This window comes from Providencia sp., assembly GCF_003533305.1.
GTDB lineage: Bacteria > Pseudomonadota > Gammaproteobacteria > Enterobacterales > Enterobacteriaceae > Providencia.
The window spans coordinates 38,881-57,152 of sequence record NZ_DOEH01000003.1 but is presented as its reverse complement, the minus strand read 5'-3'; the positions used below and the strand labels follow the sequence as shown (position 1 = coordinate 57,152).

General features: G+C 37.4%; 16 protein-coding genes. 12 read left to right on the top strand and 4 right to left on the bottom strand.

What is annotated here, in order from left to right:
* Window positions 1-1,295: Ig-like domain-containing protein (locus DD649_RS00780; RefSeq protein ID WP_294101445.1), on the bottom strand; the 1,295-nt coding region annotated here is incomplete at its 3' end.
* Window positions 1,296-1,503: 208 nt separating this feature from the next.
* Between DD649_RS00780 and DD649_RS00775 the strand changes: the two genes are divergently transcribed.
* Genes DD649_RS00775 through DD649_RS00750 form a run of 6 tightly spaced genes read left to right on the top strand, consistent with a single transcriptional unit; the run spans window position 1,504 to window position 7,753 of the window.
* Window positions 1,504-1,965: a hypothetical protein gene (locus DD649_RS00775; RefSeq protein ID WP_294101443.1), complete on the top strand. Its 462-nt coding sequence runs from the start codon at window positions 1,504-1,506 to the stop codon at window positions 1,963-1,965.
* On the top strand, window positions 1,916-2,833 hold the full coding sequence (locus DD649_RS00770; RefSeq protein WP_294101441.1) for a hypothetical protein: 918 nt from the start codon (window positions 1,916-1,918) through the stop codon (window positions 2,831-2,833). Before DD649_RS00775 ends, DD649_RS00770 begins: the two co-directional genes overlap by 50 nt.
* Before the next feature lie 3 nt (window positions 2,834-2,836).
* A complete protein-coding gene (locus tag DD649_RS00765; protein WP_294101440.1) occupies window positions 2,837-4,060 on the top strand; it encodes a TolC family protein in 1,224 nt (407 codons plus the stop codon).
* Complete coding sequence (locus DD649_RS00760; RefSeq protein ID WP_336428611.1) at window positions 4,050-5,300, top strand: HlyD family efflux transporter periplasmic adaptor subunit; 1,251 nt, start codon at window positions 4,050-4,052, stop codon at window positions 5,298-5,300. Before DD649_RS00765 ends, DD649_RS00760 begins: the two co-directional genes overlap by 11 nt.
* A 4-nt stretch (window positions 5,301-5,304) precedes the next feature.
* Complete coding sequence (locus tag DD649_RS00755) at window positions 5,305-5,781, top strand: hypothetical protein (protein ID WP_336428609.1); 477 nt, start codon at window positions 5,305-5,307, stop codon at window positions 5,779-5,781.
* Window positions 5,768-7,753 carry an ATP-binding cassette domain-containing protein gene (locus tag DD649_RS00750; protein WP_294101427.1) on the top strand — a complete coding sequence of 662 codons (1,986 nt, stop codon included), beginning with the start codon at window positions 5,768-5,770 and terminating at the stop codon, window positions 7,751-7,753. The genes DD649_RS00755 and DD649_RS00750 overlap by 14 nt, the downstream gene beginning before the upstream one ends.
* Before the next feature lie 84 nt (window positions 7,754-7,837).
* Here the strand turns inward: DD649_RS00750 and gntU are convergent, their stop codons facing one another.
* The 3 genes from gntU to gntR form a co-directional block, all read right to left on the bottom strand.
* The gene (gene gntU / locus DD649_RS00745) at window positions 7,838-9,196 is read right to left on the bottom strand and encodes a gluconate transporter (RefSeq protein ID WP_294101424.1); all 1,359 of its coding nucleotides are present in this window, start codon (window positions 9,194-9,196) and stop codon (window positions 7,838-7,840) included.
* Between the two features lie 2 nt (window positions 9,197-9,198).
* Window positions 9,199-9,735 (bottom strand): gluconokinase, encoded by a 537-nt coding sequence (gene gntK, locus DD649_RS00740; protein WP_336428606.1) that lies wholly within the window; start codon window positions 9,733-9,735, stop codon window positions 9,199-9,201.
* A gap of 423 nt (window positions 9,736-10,158) precedes the next feature.
* Complete coding sequence (gene gntR, locus DD649_RS00735) at window positions 10,159-11,154, bottom strand: gluconate operon transcriptional repressor GntR (RefSeq protein ID WP_294101420.1); 996 nt, start codon at window positions 11,152-11,154, stop codon at window positions 10,159-10,161.
* 202 nt (window positions 11,155-11,356) lie between these two features.
* On the opposite strand from gntR, the gene DD649_RS00730 reads away from it, so the two are divergent.
* From DD649_RS00730 to DD649_RS00705, 6 genes are all read left to right on the top strand, one after another.
* Window positions 11,357-12,412, top strand: a complete 1,056-nt coding sequence (locus DD649_RS00730) for an ABC transporter substrate-binding protein (RefSeq protein WP_336428603.1) — start codon at window positions 11,357-11,359, stop codon at window positions 12,410-12,412.
* Window positions 12,409-13,413 (top strand): iron ABC transporter permease, encoded by a 1,005-nt coding sequence (locus DD649_RS00725; RefSeq protein WP_336428601.1) that lies wholly within the window; start codon window positions 12,409-12,411, stop codon window positions 13,411-13,413. The genes DD649_RS00730 and DD649_RS00725 overlap by 4 nt, the downstream gene beginning before the upstream one ends.
* Window positions 13,410-14,189, top strand: a complete 780-nt coding sequence (locus DD649_RS00720; RefSeq protein ID WP_336428599.1) for an ABC transporter ATP-binding protein — start codon at window positions 13,410-13,412, stop codon at window positions 14,187-14,189. The genes DD649_RS00725 and DD649_RS00720 overlap by 4 nt, the downstream gene beginning before the upstream one ends.
* Complete coding sequence (locus DD649_RS00715) at window positions 14,189-15,007, top strand: class I SAM-dependent methyltransferase (RefSeq protein WP_336428616.1); 819 nt, start codon at window positions 14,189-14,191, stop codon at window positions 15,005-15,007. Before DD649_RS00720 ends, DD649_RS00715 begins: the two co-directional genes overlap by 1 nt.
* Window positions 15,004-15,849: a ModD protein gene (modD, locus tag DD649_RS00710; protein ID WP_294101414.1), complete on the top strand. Its 846-nt coding sequence runs from the start codon at window positions 15,004-15,006 to the stop codon at window positions 15,847-15,849. The genes DD649_RS00715 and modD overlap by 4 nt, the downstream gene beginning before the upstream one ends.
* A 134-nt stretch (window positions 15,850-15,983) precedes the next feature.
* On the top strand, window positions 15,984-17,993 hold the full coding sequence (locus tag DD649_RS00705) for a TonB-dependent receptor (RefSeq protein WP_294101413.1): 2,010 nt from the start codon (window positions 15,984-15,986) through the stop codon (window positions 17,991-17,993).
* The last annotated feature ends 279 nt before the right edge of the window (window positions 17,994-18,272 follow it).

Here is an 18,272-nt window from a genome sequence, read left to right as displayed (position 1 = left end):
TCAGCATGCGCTTCCGAGTGCCCCGATAATGTCGGGGTGGTTTGATGAGTGAGAAAGTCAGCTCGACCATTTAGTTGCAGGGTTGTCGGCAACAATGTCGTTTTGATCTGCACGGACTCAGTTAATGTTTTGCTGTTGCCGGCCACATCCGTAGCCGTTACTTGATATATTGCCTCTCCATCTACCAGTGGCTTTTCAACACTAATGCGCCATATACCTTGCGTATCCGTAATTGTCTGTAATGTTTGCCCTGCAATGGTTAATGTAACTCGACTACCCGCTTCTGTTTTTCCTGAAAAAGTAGGGAGCTTATTATTGGTTAATTTATCCCCTAAAATGCCACTATCCGAATGCTCATCTAAACAAACAAAAAGGCTATCTAACCGCGTATCAACCGTAAATTTGCCACTCACCGTAACGGGTTTGTCCACTCCGTTTGATGCCATCAGTGTATATTCATAGAGATCATCTTTTAAAGGGTGGATCATCTTTAGTGACCAATTACCATCTTTATCTGCTTTGATAGGGTATTTCACGCCATTAATCGATAAGTGAGCCTGGCTATCGGGAGAAACAATTCCGATAAATGTTGGCGTGCTAGTATTCGAAATATTGTCGCTTTTTTTCCCAGACTCTTCGCTTAATTCCCCTCGAATAAAAGCCTGAATCTTTGGCTTAACGATCAATGGAGTGATAGGTGAATTATTTGCAGGTTGAGAAGAAGAAGATGATGATGAAGAATTGCCTTGGGTGGTCGTGGATACAGAGGGCGAAGAAAAAGAGATATCATTTGAGGTATCTTGATTTTGTTTTTCTGATTTTTGATTTAATTGTTTTTTCACTTCCGTTAATTTTGTAAGTGACGAGCTCAATAATGCCTCTTGTTCAGCTTTTTCTGATGACAGCATATGAAGTGTTTGCTCGAGTTTTTGGTTTTGTTGATTTAGCTCTGCCAGCTTATCCCCAAATACTTTCTGTTCGTTAACCCCTTCCTCATTATTATTTGACATGTTCTGGCTATCAGCAAACTCGACAGTATCACTCGTAAACTGCTCTTTGATATAAACCGCATCAGCACCGACATTTAATGTTATAGATGATAAAATTTCATCTTGTGAAAGAATAGTCCCTTGCTCAGTCGATAAGCTCATATTACCTAAAATAATTTCAGACAATCCATTTTTAATAACTTCAATGGAGCCGTCAGGCTTCGTTACGATTAAATCAAGCCCCTGTACTTTAAATTTTTTAATTTCTATATTTTTTGATTCAATCGAGCCAATTTCATTAATCATATTCTATTTCATTATGTTAAAAGTGGATTATTCAGCTAATAATAGTTAGCCGTCATCAATGAAATTATTATATACCTTTAATTAACGATAATATTTCAGCTAACATAAATTGGTCTGATACTCCTTTCTTTTGAGCTTAAACTCAAGTGAGTTAATTTAAATAGCGAATATAATATAAACCTAAATTAATAATGGCATTGAAACTATAATGATAGAAGAAGATGATGATGACAGCTCAGATGAAGAACTAGCACCTATGGTTGATGGGTTAAGTGGAACGCTATGTATCATAATTTTAGTCTCCATGGTATTTATTTTTAGCGGAATGAAAACCGCAGAAACCTATATTAATTATGGTGAATTAAGATTTGAAGAGACTCAAATAGACCTACAAAAAAAACGAATTTATTTCAAGGGGGGAATTCATTTATCAAATAGTGAAATATCCTTACTAAACAATGAAATAATAAAGTCAAAGAATGAAAAAATAATAATAAGCAGTTATATAAATGATCGAATAAGCCACAGCAAAGAAAAAAGCACCTATAACCTTCTTTATATGGCATCACTAATTAAAAACTTGGGAATTAATAAGGAAGTTGTTCTAAAACAAGGAACAAGTGAATATTGCCCAGGTTGGAACTCATGTATTTATTGGGATTATAAATAAAATGTATTATCTTGGACTATTTTTTTATGCCGCAACATTTCTCGCTTGTTTTTTATTACAATCAGTACGAGAAATGATTCAGCAATGTTTACTACTCGCTCCAGAAATAAGCTACACTATGATTGGAATTTATATTTACCCTCTCATTATTTTTTTATTTCATCGCTTATGTAATAAAAATAAGCAAAGTAACTATATACTCCTTTCAAACCAAACAAAGCTATCCGCATCGGTAACTGTGTCATTAGGATTAATCGGTACTTTTATTGGATTAACAGGGATGATCACTGCTATTTCAGCATCACTTGGAGGGGATGGAGATATTTCAGAGAAAATGAATGCCATGATTTCATCTATCTCTATGGCGCTTAATTCAATGTCTTTTGCATTCTTAACATCCATTCTTGGCGTCTCTATTTCAGTATTGCTACTAGTAAGTTTGAATTTCTTTCACTTTTTCTATCAAAAAGAAAGTAAAAAAATAAAAGAAAAAACAGCAACATATACAGAAGAGCTCAATAATATCCAAGAAACACTGAATACATTACAAAAAGTAAATATAAATATAGCGCAAAAAGTGATTTCCACATCTGAAAATAACGATCTAGCTAGTGAAATTTCAGAACATCTCTTAACTTTATGCACCACAGCACAACAAAATTTATCGGTTTTAAAATCAATAAAAACGGCTGATGACGACTGGAAAATAAAATTAGCCACCTATTTATTGGAAGAACAAATAACTCGAAAAACGGAGAATGAAAAAATATCAGAGGAAATGTCAAGAATTGAACACACCACGCAATGGCTAAAAGAAAACACCATTGAAAGCAGAAAAAAATTATTAACACTATTATCAATGGAGTAGCACATGCGTACTAAGAATATCACTTTAGGGTTATTATTTTGCCTATTATCATCAAGTTATAGTATAGCTACTCAGGATGTTGAAAGCTTTCACTCCTTCATTAATCGTGTATTAGAAAACTCAAACCCGATCAAAATAAAAACATTAGAGTTGGAAGCTGAAAACCTCAAAGCCAAACAGACAGATTATTATTACCTTCCGAAAATATCAGCTTCAGGAAAAATAAAAAATAGTGATAGCAGTGTAAGTAACAACATTACTGCAACTTCGTTGGTATATGATAGTACATTAAGTCATCGCTTCAATGAAAAAAACCTAAGATTAAAAGTTTCAGAGCTATCACTAAATAAAGAAAAAGAAGAGCTTTATGCATCTACAACTAATAATCTAATTGGAATTTATTATCTCAATGAGCTAACTAAAACAACAGCTAATCTAAATAGTGATGCTAAAAATATTTTCAAGCTAATTACTCATCGATATAAAAGTGGTATAGCTAAATACAGTGATGTAGAACAGGCTTCTTTGTTAATCCAACGAATTGAAGCAGAACTACAAAATATAGAAAGAGAAATTGAACAATATAAATCAAATGTTGAACTTTCATCGGGAATTATTTTTCCGCCTGAAGGTGTTAAAATTCCAAAAGTCTTACTAAAAAACCTAGAATCTACCATTATTGATAGTGAGAATACTCAGCAAAATACCGAATATAATATACTACGTATGCAAGCTGATACCATGAGAGAAAATGCTTATCAGCAAAACTCTTTCCTTAATGTTAGTCTCATCGCCGAAGAACGGTATCTTGATCAAACCAGAAATCGTAACGAGTCTTACATGGGCATGGAGGTAAAGTTAAACGTTTTTGATATAGATAAAGTACTCAATGAAAAATCTCAACTAAAATTATATGAAGCAACAAAAACTAAAGCTGATTATAAATATAAGGAATCAGCCGCAAAAATTAAAAATCTAAAATTGATATCTAATTCAAATACAGCAGAGTTATCCGGATTGCAACAGCAACGTAAAACGATGCATTCTATTATTAAAAGTCAAAAAAGAGAATATGAAATATCGCAATCTTCTTTCTATGAAATGGTAAATACTTTATTTGATATGCTAACAATGGAGAAACGCATTGCTGAACTTATGATCGAAGATATGAAAAATAAGATGGAATACATCCATTTAACAGGGAAATTAATCGAAATTGAAAATTAATTTTAAAAAACCGTATCAATTATCTAAAAAAGTAAAAATACTAATTGGTATAACATCTATATTTATCGGTTATATACTATTAGCTAAAATTGAAATTTCTTCACCAGGGGAAGGTATCATCTCTGGGGTATCAAATAGATTAGAGATAGTAAGCCCTGCATCTGGATTTATCAATCAATTTAATATTAAAACAGGGGATAAGGTAAATAAAGACCAAATTTTATTTTCCTATACAAATTTAGATGTATTTCATCAAGAAAAAACATTAACTAATTTAGTCGATTTTTCTAATGAGAAAATTAATGAGTTAGAAGAAAACAAAAATTTGTTGAATAAAATTCTTGATGGGGAAATTAGTAATGAGTCTGAATATTTTTCAGTCTCAAGTAGCTTAAAAAGCAAAAAATTAAGTGCATACAGAGAATTATATGAATATATTCTATTACATATGGAAATAAACAATTTAAGAGCTAAATATATTGCACAAATTAAAGAATCAAGTGAATTAGAAAATCAAATTAATATTTTGAAAAAAAAAGAGATTCTACTAAAAAATGCACATGCTCCTGAAATTGAAAAATTGAATAACAATGCAGATATCAGTAGAACGAATGCCCTTATGACAACTGGCGAATTAAATTCTCAAGGATTATTACGAGAAATCGCACTGTCCGAAAAAAAATATACTGCTCGTCTTATCAATGAGATTCAAGAAAATGAAACTCAGCTCAATAGACTCAAAAAAGAGAAATTAGAAAATAGTGGGCAGATGGAACTATTGAGAAATAAGATAAGGGCAAACAGTGTGTTATCGCCAGCCAATGGTATTGTATTAAGCATTGAAAAAGATTTAGAAAAAGGCTCATATGTTGAAGCATCAAATTTAATAATGGTTATTAAAAAACAACAAAATGCTAGAGTTATTGAAGGTAAAATACTGGCAAAATACCGTCCTTTTATTACACTTCAGCTCTCTGCAAAAATAGTTGTGAATTCCCCTGGATTTAAAAAAATCATTCACGGAAAAGTGACTAAAATTAGTGCTGACTCCTTTAATGACCGTGAAAAAATGAATCAAGAACGTTTTTATTCCGTACAAATTACACCAGAGCAGGATACGATGATCTTGCCGGAACACGATGGCTTGCCTGTCATGATCTATATATCAAGTAAAAAAATCTCTGTTCTTAATTATTTAACCGCATTAATTAGCGATAACATTACATTTAACGTTTGGTGACCCCATGCTAGGTTTTATCTCTGCATTATCCGCTGCTGTGGCAACCATGACCTTATTGATGGCGGTACTTCTTGCCAATGTATTATCGAGCACCATGGCTGCCGAACAAAATAAAGGAAAAGCTACATTGATGGGAATTGAAGACGATAAACTAGAAGATTCCACAGAAATCAATAATAGCAATAACGATAGTAATAGCCGTAATTATGGAGGTGGCAACGGTAATAGCATGATAAAATCATTAACATTTAGCCATGATACATTAAAGCTAATTGATAATAATAAAGTTAAATCTATTGATGTCTATTGCAGCTATGGCAATAATATATCCTTAGATGCCGCGATGACTTACACCATTTATAATACGATCTTAATTAAAAAAAACACACCAAACATTTCGATTAAAGCCTTAAAACCTGTTGAAGATAGTGACGGTGTTAATGCTTGCTTCCTTAAAAGTGAAGAAAATGAAAGAAAGTAATTTCCATGATATAATTAACCAATACTTTAAGATATTAGGAGAGCCTTTTACCACTCCTGCAATTTCGTATGATAATAAATATATTCTGAATCATATCAACGAGTTTATTGATAACGATTTCTTTACTTATCAATATATCCCAATTATTGATTTCAGTGAGAAAAAACTACCTTTACTCTTCATTATGGAGATAAAAGATGGAAAATATATTATCATCAAAAATCAAAGTGGTCAGTTGACTAACTTAACAACCGAACTAGCTATAACACCACAACTAATTGAAAGTAAAAATTTATTTTCATTTTCTTCTCATGAAAAAAAACTTAGTGAAGATGGTATATATCAATCGCTACTCAACCTAACACCAAAGTCTAGTTTATTCTCATTACCTTTAATTGTGTTTGCGCTGCTACTGCCATTATACTCAAACCTTTTTAACTCTCGGTTAGTCTATAGCGAATCTGTAAGTTCTTTATTGTATATCAGTTTTATTTTCATTTTCGTTATTGGCTTAGAATTTTTTATCAAACATATTATTCACGAACAAAACATTAAAAAAATAAAGCTTAACATTGGTATTTTTAATCGCTATTTTGTCAATTTATTAAAACAGGCTAGCTGTAAAAGTGCCTCCATAAAAATCAGAACAACAGAAGCCTCTATTTTACAATTATGGGAAATCAAACCTCAAATAATTTATGATATTGGATTAGCCATTTTATTTTCCTTTTGTATTATTGGCATGTTAGGCCTATATTCGCTATTACTACTCGCCTACTATGCAGGGTTTATTTTTCTATGTTTGCACATTCGTTTTCGTTCATATAAAAATATGTTACGCGCTAATAGTCTTAACTATGAAAAATCAGCAATGTACTACTCCTTAGAACAAAAAAAGCACGAGCTTTATTTTGCTAATAATACTCATTTTAAGCAATATATTAATGTAAAAACTAATGAAGATGAAAAAATAAAATTAAAGCTTAACGAAGCTAATCATCATTGGATGGAAGTTATCAAGGTAAATACATTTTTGTCCATGATAGTCATGTATATAGCCAGCTATTTGGCTATCGGAGATGGTAGTTTAAGCTTAGCTTCGGTGATTGCTGTTATGATAATTAATGGTCGTCTTTCAAGTTCCATTACAGGCGCTATTAACCGCTTATTTATGGTAAAAACACATCTATTTCACATTAAATCGAGCATTAATCAATTAACAACTAACCCACGGGTCCACTTCAAAGTTAATGGCATAACAACAGATTCTGTGGCGCATTTCAGTGCAAAAAATCTTACGATTAACATTAACGGTAAGACCATTATTAATCAGCTGGATATTGAAGCTCATTCAGGCGATATTATTGGTATTACGGGTGTCTCTGGATCGGGAAAAACATCGTTAATAAAAGCACTTTGTGGCACATCAGCACACTCATCAGGTGATATCACGATCAATGATGTCAATATCGATGAAATTTCTCAGTGCTTTTTCGCAGAAAAAGTTTCCTACCACAGTGGTGTCTCGACATTTATTCATGGCAGTATCCGTGATAATTTTAATTTCCACGGTGTTTTTGATAATTCGATGATTATTCATATCACCAAGTTATGTTGCCCAACCTTACCCATTAGTAAAGAAACTTTGGATGATACCTTAATTAATGATGTCGCCGCCTCTACTGGTGAAAAGCAAAAATTACAGCTTGCACTTACATTACTCAAGAAACCAGAAATTATCTTTCTCGATGAGTCTACTTCATTTATGGCATCCCATGATGCACTCGAATTTCTTAATTTAATGAAAAAAGAATTTGAACTAGATAATGCGATTATTTTCTTTTCTACCCACGACGTAGGATTAACGCCATTTTTTACACGGCATATTGCGTTATCCTCAGGCAACGTTAAATCCATTAATATTGCACAACGGTACAATGAAATTATTATTCCTAAAATCACCCTAGGGTAATAAGCAAAAAACGCCTACTTAACAGTAGGCGTTCTAATTTAAAGAGTTTAACTCAGCTAATTTTTAATACTCTCTAGAACAGGGTTATAAGAATGCAAAGAAAATCATTCCCACAATCGCCCCCGTAGTACCTAAAATAGTTTCCATTACAGTCCAAGTTTTTAATGTTTGAGCCTCAGTTGCACCTGTAAATTTACCAAACAACCAAAACCCTGAGTCATTAACATGACTGAGGATCAAAGATCCACCCGAAATACAAATAGCTAAAGCCGCTAACTGAGCACCAGAATAACCTAGCTCACTAATCACAGGTAAAACTAAACCGACCGTCGTTAAACAAGCCACAGTCGCAGATCCTTGGATGACACGGACAGCCCCCGCTAATACAAAACACGCGATAGCAATTGGTAAACCTGCACCAATCAACGAATCCCCTAACGCAGGGCCTACGCCGGAGTCCACTAAAATTTGTTTAAATACGCCACCAGCACCGGTAACAAGCAGGATAATACCAGCAGGTTGAATTGCAGCTGAACAAATCTCCATCACTTTTTCTTTGTTCAAGCCGTAACGGAACCCCAAACCATAGATAGCTAACAAACAAGCTAATAATAATGCAGTAAATGGATGACCAATAAACTCTAGCCAATGTTCTAGATTTGAACCTTTCTCAACTAAATGTGTACCAATCGTTTTTAAGCCGACTAACACGAGTGGGAATAGCACTAAACATAAGCTGAATGCAAAACTCGGCATTCTACCTTGTTCTGTTTTTGGTGCCTGATAATCCGCAGGAATATCAATATGAACAAATTTACTGATAAAACTACCGAAAAAAGGACCCGCTAAAATCATACTTGGGATCGCAGCGCAAAGACCAATTAAGATCATCCAACCATAATCAGCACCCATTTGTGAGGCCACCAACATAGGCGTTGGTCCCGGCAATAGGAATGCCGCAGCCGCCGCAACCCCAGCAAATAGTGGTATAGCAAGGCGAACAACGTTGTGGCCCGTGCGATTTGCTACCGCAAAAACAACACCAATCAATAAAACAATTGCCACATCGAAAAAAAGTGGTAATGCACAAATTAATCCAGCCACACCGACCGCATAGTGCGCTCGCTTCTCACCAAAAAGATTCAGAAGCTTATTTGCTACCTGATCAAGCGCACCGGTCTCATGTAAAATCTTACCAAACATAGCACCGAGTGCGACAACAATAGCCAGAAAACCGAGTGTACCTGCCATGCCTTTTTGCATTGTTTCAGTGATATCTTGTACTGGCATACCGGAAAATAGACCAGCACCGATAGAGACTATCATTAATGCAACAAATGCATGTAAACGCGCGTACATCACTAAAAATAAAAGTAAAACGACCGAACCTACAGCGGTCAATACCAATGTCATGGTGCTTAATGTTTCAACAGTTGTGTTCATGGTCAGCCCTCAGTCATAACATGACGAATTGCAGAGCAGGTGTTCGCAATCACATCTTCTAAAGATGGACGAATATCAACAGCATGAACATCTGTTTCTTCTGCACTTGGTTCTTGTAACGTATCAAATTGGGATTTCAACATTTCGGGTTTGAAAAAATGCCCTTTACGCGCTTTCAATCTCTCTTCGATGACAATCGCATCACCTTTCAAGTAGATAAAATAAAGATTTTTATTATCTTCTCGTAAAATATCGCGATAACTTTTTTTCAACGCAGAACAAACTACTAAAGAAACTGCATTGGTTCTTTGCATCGCGAAAATCGCACTATTAAGCGCAACTAACCAAGGTTTACGGTCATCATCATTTAATGCCTGTCCTGACGCCATTTTTAAGATATTCGTTTTAGGATGCAAAAAATCGCCATCTAAAAAAGCCGCATTTAATTGTTGTGCGACACCGTTAGCAACCGCGGATTTACCGCTACCCGATACCCCCATTAAGACAAATGTATAGTTTTGATTTTGGGTATCACTCATAGGAAACTCCTCAGGTATTAAAATGGTCTTATCTGATTATATTTATAAACCGATACAAATGTTACCGGTAACAAGTTACGGGTAACATTATCATCAGTAGGGCATTATTTAGCAATTAAATTGGCGAAGAAAAAAACAGTTCTGTGATAGTTATCGCAATAATATAGAGGATGCCAAGATATAAATTTTCAATAATTCTTAAAGATAAGAAATATTTTTATTTTTAAAACTTGAAAACATTACAAATAAAACACCCTAAGTAATATGAATTAATAATTCATATTATAACCTGATCCTTATCCTAAATAATTCGTATTGTAGCTAGGCGCCAATCGAGCTAAGCTCTGGGAGCATACACAAGTATGTGACTAGAGTTAGCGAGTGCAGGCAACAACGCTACAGCGCGAAGTATGACGGATAAAACTAGATGCTTTCGCCTGTTAGAAGAAAAAACCCCACATCAAAATGCGTCGCCGCCATCTTCTTGCCTGACATTCGAGCCAACAGCATTTCTGCTGCTTTGCGCCCCATTTGGTCGCGAGGGGTTAAAATACTGGCGAGCTTTGGCGTCATAACTTGGCCGACATCATGGCCGTGGAAGCCTGATATTGCTAAATCCTTCGGAACATTTATACCTAAGCGTTGGCATTCAAAAATTGCCCCGATTGCAAGGTCATCATTGGTACAAAATAGCCCATCGGTATCGGGATACTTTTCTTTGCAACTGTGTAGTAACTGCGCGCCCAACGAATAAGAGGAACTCTCTTGCGTCATCACATTACGCGGCTCAAGCTTGGCATCAAGCATCGCTTGTTCATAACCTTTTAGACGAATAAAGGTTCTTTCATCATAACGTGCGCCTATATAAACCACTTTTCGACAACCACGAGCAATCATGGCATGCGTCATTTGGCGAGATGCTTCAAAATTATCAATCCCTACCGCAATGTCTAAACAAGGAGAGACGCTATCCATGATTTCGACAACAGGAATACCTGCGGTTTTTAACATCCGAAGTGTGCGGTCGGTATGCGTTCGCTCTGCTAAAATAACGCCATCAATATTATAAGAAAGTAACGATGTTAAACGTTCTTCTTCTTTTTCTGGCAGATAACCATAGTGAGCCAACATTGTTTGATAACCATGTTTGTCGGTAACAGCTTCAATTCCGCGGATCACTTCCGCAAAGACTTGGTTAGTCAATGAAGGAAGCAATACTCCAATGGCATGGCTAGTTGCATTGGATAAAATATCGGGCGCTTTATTCGGAATATAACCAAGTTCATCAACTGCTTGGGCAATTTTACCACGCAGTGATTCAGAAACTTGTTCAGGGTTTCGTAAAAAGCGACTCACAGTCATTTTGGTGATACCGACACGATCGGCAACATCCTGCAAAGAGGGTCTTCTATTCTTCATATATCCAATATAATCAACAATGCACCATTTCTATCGCTATGGTCTGCTATCTTTTTCCGGATAGCAATCTTTGTTCCTGATTTACATCACATAACTGTCGATTTTTTCTAACAACCCCACTTTTATAGTTGACTCTCAGCCATGACTCCGTTAATTTTCGCGCTATATACCAATAAATACAGCGCAATGATAATCACGTACTATGGCAATCAATCGAAGACACTTTATTAAGTCCTGCGTTACCCTTAGCGCATTTTACTGCTTACCTAGTTTTGCCAAAACGCATAGCAAAATCGAAGAAGCTTTCTTTGGTAAGCGCCCTATTTCTATTGAAATTCAGCGTGTTATCAGTGCGGGACCTCCATCTGACTTGCTTCTTTTCGCTCTCGCCCCTGAAAAAATGGTTGGGTTTTCCTCTATTTCACTGAAAAAAGGCGATACAGGGTTCTTTGCTCAGCAATGGCTTAATCTTCCCATTTATGGTCGACTAGCAGGGCGTGGCAGCACACTTTCCCTAGAAAAATTATTGTCTTACCGTCCAGATTTAATTATTGATACTGGCAATATTGATGAAACTTACCGTTCTCAAGCACAAAAGGTCGCAAAACAGACTGGTGTTCCTTATTTATTAATCGCGGGTAGTTTGCAAGATTCCCCGCAGCAATTACGCCAGCTCGGTGAGATACTCGGCGTGGAGCCGCAAGCTGAAAAGCTCAGTTTCCTTGCCGAGCAGTATTTATCTGATGCCACTCAATTTGCACAACAGAATCAATTGCCTAAAACTGAGCAAACTAAACCCCTCAGTTTTTATCTTGCAAGAGGGGCGAAAGGGTTACAAACAGGCACTAAAGGCTCAATTCATACTGAAGCAATTGAAATCCTCGGGTTACGCAATGTTGCCGACATCCCTGGTTTTAGTGGGCTCACTGAAGTTTCTATGGAACAGCTGTATGACTGGAACCCTGACATCATTATAACTCAATATAATGAAGCCGTTGAATTCATCAACACCTCATCACTATGGACAGGTTTGAATGCCATCAAATCTCGTCAACTATATGTCTTTAGTGGCGTTCCTTTTGGTTGGATTGATGGCCCTCCTGGCATAAATCGTCTTTTAGGTATGCGCAGGTTACAAAGCCATTTTGATAAAAAAATCCAAGAAACAATTCGGCAAGATATTCAGCAATTTTATGACTTATTTTACCATTCACTACTGACTGATGCACAAATAACCCAGCTAATGGAAATGTCATGAATGGCACAGTAAAACGCCTATTGCTGCTGATTATTTTACTTATCAGCCTCACTATTGCACTGACAAATGGCAAATATTCGCTCTCCCTTGAAGAGCTATATCATTTATTTACCAATGAGTTTACTGCATCAGCCACAAGTGATGACCCGCGCAACGGAACCGTTTTTTGGCAAATTCGTTTTCCGCGCACACTTGCGGCCATTTTAATTGGTGGCGGATTGGCGATTGCTGGAGCGGCTTATCAAGGTATGTTTCGTAACCCGCTGGTCTCACCGGATATTTTAGGGGTTTCAGCAGGTGCAGGCGTGGGGGCGGTGATTGGCATTTTCTTTGGTCAATCCTTAATTTATATCCAACTCGCTGCATTCGTTGGTGGGCTTATTACTGTTGCTCTGGTTTGCTTTATTGCTCGATTTGCCCGTCAACATGACCCTATTTTGTCGCTTGTTTTAGTCGGTGTCGCTATCAGCGCCCTTTGTGGCTCCGCGATTTCACTGATGAAAATATTAGCCGATCCTTATACCCAACTTCCTTCAATTACTTTTTGGTTATTAGGGGGATTATCTTCAATTACCCAAGAAGATTTGATTGCGGTTTTACCTCTAATGGTTATTGGTATCATTCCATTGCTTTTATTACGCTGGCGAATGAATTTACTCAGCTTATCCGATGAAGAAGCCAAAAGCCTCGGGGTTAATGTGAGCTTAATCCGCGCAGTATTTATCGTTTCTGCCACACTAATTACCGCCAGTGCCGTTTCTATTGCCGGTATCATTGGTTGGATAGGATTGATCGTGCCACACATCACCAGAATGATAGTGGGTGCTAACTTTCGCTATCAGCTGCCCGCATCAATGATTATTGGTGCAATCATGTTGCTTATTACCGATACACTGGCTCGCACCATTGCTTCGATAGAGCTTCCGCTCGGAATTTTGACCTCCGCTGTCGGCGCCCCCTTCTTTTTAGCTATTTTATTGCAAACAAGGCGGGTTAAATGACGATTCTATCCCTTAAAAATGTCTCTATTGGCTATCATCACCAAGCCATTATTGAGGGAATTAACCTTACGTTACCCAAAGGTGCGATTACTTGCCTATTGGGTGCTAACGGTTGCGGAAAAACCACATTAATGAAGACCATTTTAGGCCTTCTTCCTGCCATTTGTGGTGATATTTATTTAAAAGATAAATCAATTAATTCGCTAAAACAGCGAGACATCGCGAAAGTGATTGCTTACGTACCTCAAGCTCACGATACCCCATTTACGTTCACCGTTATTGATATGGTGGTTATGGGACTCACGCCGCATATTTCTTTATTTTCACTACCCGGCGAGAAAGAGAAAACCTTAGCCATCCAACAACTCAATAAGTTAGGTGTCGAACACCTCTCTTCACGCCTATATAGCACACTTAGTGGGGGTGAAAAACAACTCGTATTGATTGCTAGAGCCTTAATCCAAAACCCATTATTATTGATTATGGATGAGCCAGCAGCAAGCCTAGACTTTGGTAACCAAATTCGCCTACTCAAGCAAATAGAACAATTAAAAGCCCATGGCATCACCATATTTATGTCTACCCATCACCCGCAGCACGCTGCGGCCATTGCTGATAATGTTATTTTGCTTGATAAACACCAACAAGCTAGACAAGGTACATCAAAAAGTATGTTAACACTCACTAACTTGTCAGCACTCTATTCAGTGGATGAGCAAAGTATCATGGCTCATTTCCAGCTTCCATCAACCTTGATTTGTGAAGGCCAAAAATGATGTTAATTCACCAGTTAAATTTTGCACACATGTACCAACAACATATGCAGCAAGCTCAGCGCTCACGTAAAGAACCTGAACATTGGGATAAAAAAGCGCAGCAAATGGCACAAAATTGTGCCAATCCAAATGATCCTTATTTATTACGTTTTCGTGAATTGATGGACTTTACTGGCGCACAAACTTTATTGGATGTGGGTTGTGGACCCGGTTCAGTGAGCTTATGTCTCGCAAACCAATTTCAATCAGTTATGGGTATCGACTACAGCGGTGGCATGATTGAAATGGCTCAACAGCGCGCAAACAAAATGGATATCCATAATGCGAGCTTTAAGAAATTAGCATGGGAAGACAGCTGGGAAGCGCTCCCGAAATTTGATATCGCCGTCGCTTCACGCTCAACATTGGTTGATGACTTAAAAACAGCGTTATTAAAACTTAACCGTCAAACTAATTTACGGGTTTACACCACCCACACGGTCAATCCAACCTTTATTGATGAAAATATTATTCGCGAAATTGGCCGTGAAGTTATTAGGCTCCCCACTTATATTTATGCCGTGAATATTCTGCATCAGCTAGGTATTCATGCCCGCGTCGATTTTATTAAAAATCCCACTAAAAGTGGCTTCGACAGCTTTGCCGCTTTTGCCGATAGCGTAAATTGGTCGTTAAAAAACCTTACCGCTGAGGAAACTGAAAAACTCCGCCATTATTACGATGCGCAAACTGCTTCAGGCAAACAAATCCCCTATCCATCTCGTGATTGGGCAATGGTCTCTTGGGACGTTATTAATGAATCGGAACTCACCTTATGATTTATTTACCTGACTCATTAATTGACCAACTGCTCTTGGATGATATTCAGTATGGGGATCTCACAACCCGCTCCCTTGGATTGCATTCACAACAAGGCACCATGACATTTACCTCAAAAGAAGGCGGCTGTGTGAGTGGCATTGCGATTGCTGAACGCATGTTGGCAAAACTTGGTATCAGTACCCAATGCTTCTTTCAAGATGGTCAAATTGTCGAGCCTCAAAGCCTGTTGATCCGTGCGTCAGGTACCGTTGAAGCTCTGCACCAAGGCTGGAAAGCAGTACAAAATATACTAGAATGGTGTGGTGGCATCAGCCACTATACCCATCAAATGGTCAATATTTTAAAGCAATATCAACCTGATGGACAATTAGCTTGTACTCGTAAAACTATCCCTAATACCAAACCTCTTGCACTCACTGCAATTATTGCAGGTGGCGCCATCATACATAGGGCTGGCAGCGCAGAAAGTATTTTGCTGTTTACTAATCATCGAAATTGCTTAACGGAACCAAATGATTGGCGGTCTCATATACAAACTTTAAAAACAGCCGCACCAGAAAAACAAATTATTGTTGAAGCAGATAATCGCGAGCAAGCGGTGTTAGCTATTGAAGCTGGAGCCGATATTATTCAATTAGATAAGTTGCCTACAAAGCAAATTGAGCAATTACAATCGATTATCCGAGCCCAGAATAAATCATGCCGTCTTTCGATTGCTGGCGGTATCAATCTACAAACTATCGCTGAGTATGCACAGACAGGCGTTTCTCTGTTAGTAACTTCAGCCCCTTACTATGCTGCGCCGAGAGATATAAAAGTTCATATATTCAAACAATAATTACTAAAACACCATTTGAAAAAATAGCCTAGCTAACAGAGCTGGTTATTTTTTCATTTATTTAAACGCACAACTCGTTATATATAAAATTATACATCGATATCATAAGTAAAAAACAAAACTGGAAATCAATAATGAAAATAAAACAAATAACCTATTTAGTCGGGATGGCTTTATTCACAGCACAAGGTCATGCTGCAAGTGATGTAAAGACCGAAACAAATCATGATGTCATGTCGGTGTGGAGTACCCCTCTCGCAGCCGACGCAAATGTCATCACTGAATCTCAAATGAAACAGCTTAATAAAACAAACGTTGCACAAGCGCTAAGTACCTTGCCGGGTGTGGCTATCCAAAAATCAGGGAATCGCAATGAAACCCAAGTGAATGTCCGTGGTTTTGATAGCCGCCAAGTTCCGATATTCTTTGACGGTATCCCAACCTACGTACCTTATGACGGTACGCTTGACCTTGGTCGTTTCATGACCAGTGAGTTATCCAGTGTGGAACTTTCTACTGGCTATACCTCATTGCTACAAGGGCCAAATTTAATGGGCGGTGCAATTAACTTAACCACAGCGACGCCTAAAAAACCATTTGAAGCTGACATCAGCCTCAATCAAGGCTTCGCTCGCGGTGCAGACAATGCGCATAACGTCAGCGCACGTCTGGGTGGGCGTAATGACCTCGGTTTTATCCAAGTCAGCGGTAGCCAATACAAACAACGCTTTATGGGACTTCCAAGTAGCGAAAATAATAATCCATTAGCCGGCAGCGATGGCCGACGTACCAATTCAGCCACAGATGACAAGCGCTTGATGTTAAAAATGGGCTGGACACCTCGCGAAACAGACGAATATGTAGTCACCTACATCAAACAAGACGGTGATAAAAATAGCGCTCCTGATGTAAACAACACCAAGCAACAAATTTGGCAATGGCCTGCATATGATAAAGAAAGTATTTACTTCAATGGAACAACTCAGATCACAAACGACATCGCACTGCAAAGCCGCTTGTATCACGATTCATTTAAAAATACCTTACACCAATACAAATCAGTAAAAGATTACAAAAATGGTACCTATAACTACAGTCGTTATGATGACTACAGCAATGGTGCCGATATGCGAGTTGATTTCACTGTACGTGAACTGGATATGCTGTCATTTGCAGGACATTGGAAAGAAGATGTTCACCGCTCTCGTAGTAACAAAGTTGTCCCTTTTGACCGCTATAAAGACCAAACTTGGTCAGTGGCGACAGAATACCAATGGGTTGCAACCGACAAACTCGATATTATCGGAGGAATTGGCTATGACTGGCGTAGTAGCGATGATGGCAGACGCTATCTATATAATAAAAACAATATCGTCACGGGTGTTGAAACCTACGATGATAACCGTCAACGTGCCTTCAATTGGGAAGTTATGGCCCGCTATCACTTAGAAAATGATGATACTGTACAATTTTCTGTATCAGATAGAAGTCGCTTCCCAACCCAGAAAGAACGCTACACGACTAATAAGATGAAAAACAATGATAGCTTTATCATTAACCCACATCTTGATGCTGAACGAGCACTTACCTATGATTTAACCTATAAAGGTCACATATCTCCACTATGGTCATACACCACCAGTGCTTACTATAACCAAGTTACAGATGCCATTATGGCCCATCACATCGGTGATAACCCCAAAGGTGGCGATTTACTACAAAATCGTAATAGTGGAAAAGTTAATTATGCTGGAATTGATGTAGGCACGACAGGTCAATTTACGGATTGGTTGGAAGCGGGCTTAAACTACAGTTATATTCACGCAGATCCAAAGCATGACAGCGTCCGTCACGTCTCCGAATTACCCACTCATAAAGCCTTCGCATGGATTAAATTCACACCTTATGAACCACTTAGCATAACCGTGACTGAAGAAGCAAGAAGCTGGGCATTCAATTATATTGATAGTGAAGACAAAGTTCGCGGATTTTCAAAAACAGATTTGCGTTTAGATTATAATTTAGGTCATGGCTTATCTGTTAATACCTCAGCAAACAACTTATTTGATAAATCATATGAATATACTGATGGATATATTGAAGAAGGCCGAAACTATTGGCTAGGTTTAGAATATAAATACTAAAGCTTAATTAAGATAGGTAAGGATTCTTTTCCTTACCTATCAGTACACATAATAGAGAAAAACATTATTAAAATAATAGAAATGATGTAAACAAGAAATAAAGCAAGTACAATTACCTAGGATTATTCCCATAATCAACATTTCAAACGAAAATATTAGCCATTTATAGATTATTATATCTTTCTCACCCAGAACGCAATCAATCGCATCAATTAAAAGCTAACAATAGCAAAATATATAGATTAAAATAACACTAAACCATTCAATTCAATAAATTTG

Excerpts from the sequence above, each read along its gene's own strand:
- DD649_RS00775 (WP_294101443.1), top strand. The coding sequence starts at position 1,504 with ATGATAGAAGAAGATGATGATGACAGCTCAGATGAAGAACTAGCACCT.
- DD649_RS00765 (WP_294101440.1), top strand. The coding sequence starts at position 2,837 with ATGCGTACTAAGAATATCACTTTAGGGTTATTATTTTGCCTATTATCA.
- DD649_RS00755 (WP_336428609.1), top strand. The coding sequence starts at position 5,305 with ATGCTAGGTTTTATCTCTGCATTATCCGCTGCTGTGGCAACCATGACC.
- DD649_RS00750 (WP_294101427.1), top strand. The coding sequence starts at position 5,768 with ATGAAAGAAAGTAATTTCCATGATATAATTAACCAATACTTTAAGATA.
- gntU (WP_294101424.1), bottom strand. The coding sequence starts at position 9,196 with ATGAACACAACTGTTGAAACATTAAGCACCATGACATTGGTATTGACC.
- gntK (WP_336428606.1), bottom strand. The coding sequence starts at position 9,735 with ATGAGTGATACCCAAAATCAAAACTATACATTTGTCTTAATGGGGGTA.
- gntR (WP_294101420.1), bottom strand. The coding sequence starts at position 11,154 with ATGAAGAATAGAAGACCCTCTTTGCAGGATGTTGCCGATCGTGTCGGT.
- DD649_RS00730 (WP_336428603.1), top strand. The coding sequence starts at position 11,357 with ATGGCAATCAATCGAAGACACTTTATTAAGTCCTGCGTTACCCTTAGC.
- DD649_RS00725 (WP_336428601.1), top strand. The coding sequence starts at position 12,409 with ATGAATGGCACAGTAAAACGCCTATTGCTGCTGATTATTTTACTTATC.
- DD649_RS00720 (WP_336428599.1), top strand. The coding sequence starts at position 13,410 with ATGACGATTCTATCCCTTAAAAATGTCTCTATTGGCTATCATCACCAA.
- DD649_RS00715 (WP_336428616.1), top strand. The coding sequence starts at position 14,189 with ATGTTAATTCACCAGTTAAATTTTGCACACATGTACCAACAACATATG.
- modD (WP_294101414.1), top strand. The coding sequence starts at position 15,004 with ATGATTTATTTACCTGACTCATTAATTGACCAACTGCTCTTGGATGAT.
- DD649_RS00705 (WP_294101413.1), top strand. The coding sequence starts at position 15,984 with ATGAAAATAAAACAAATAACCTATTTAGTCGGGATGGCTTTATTCACA.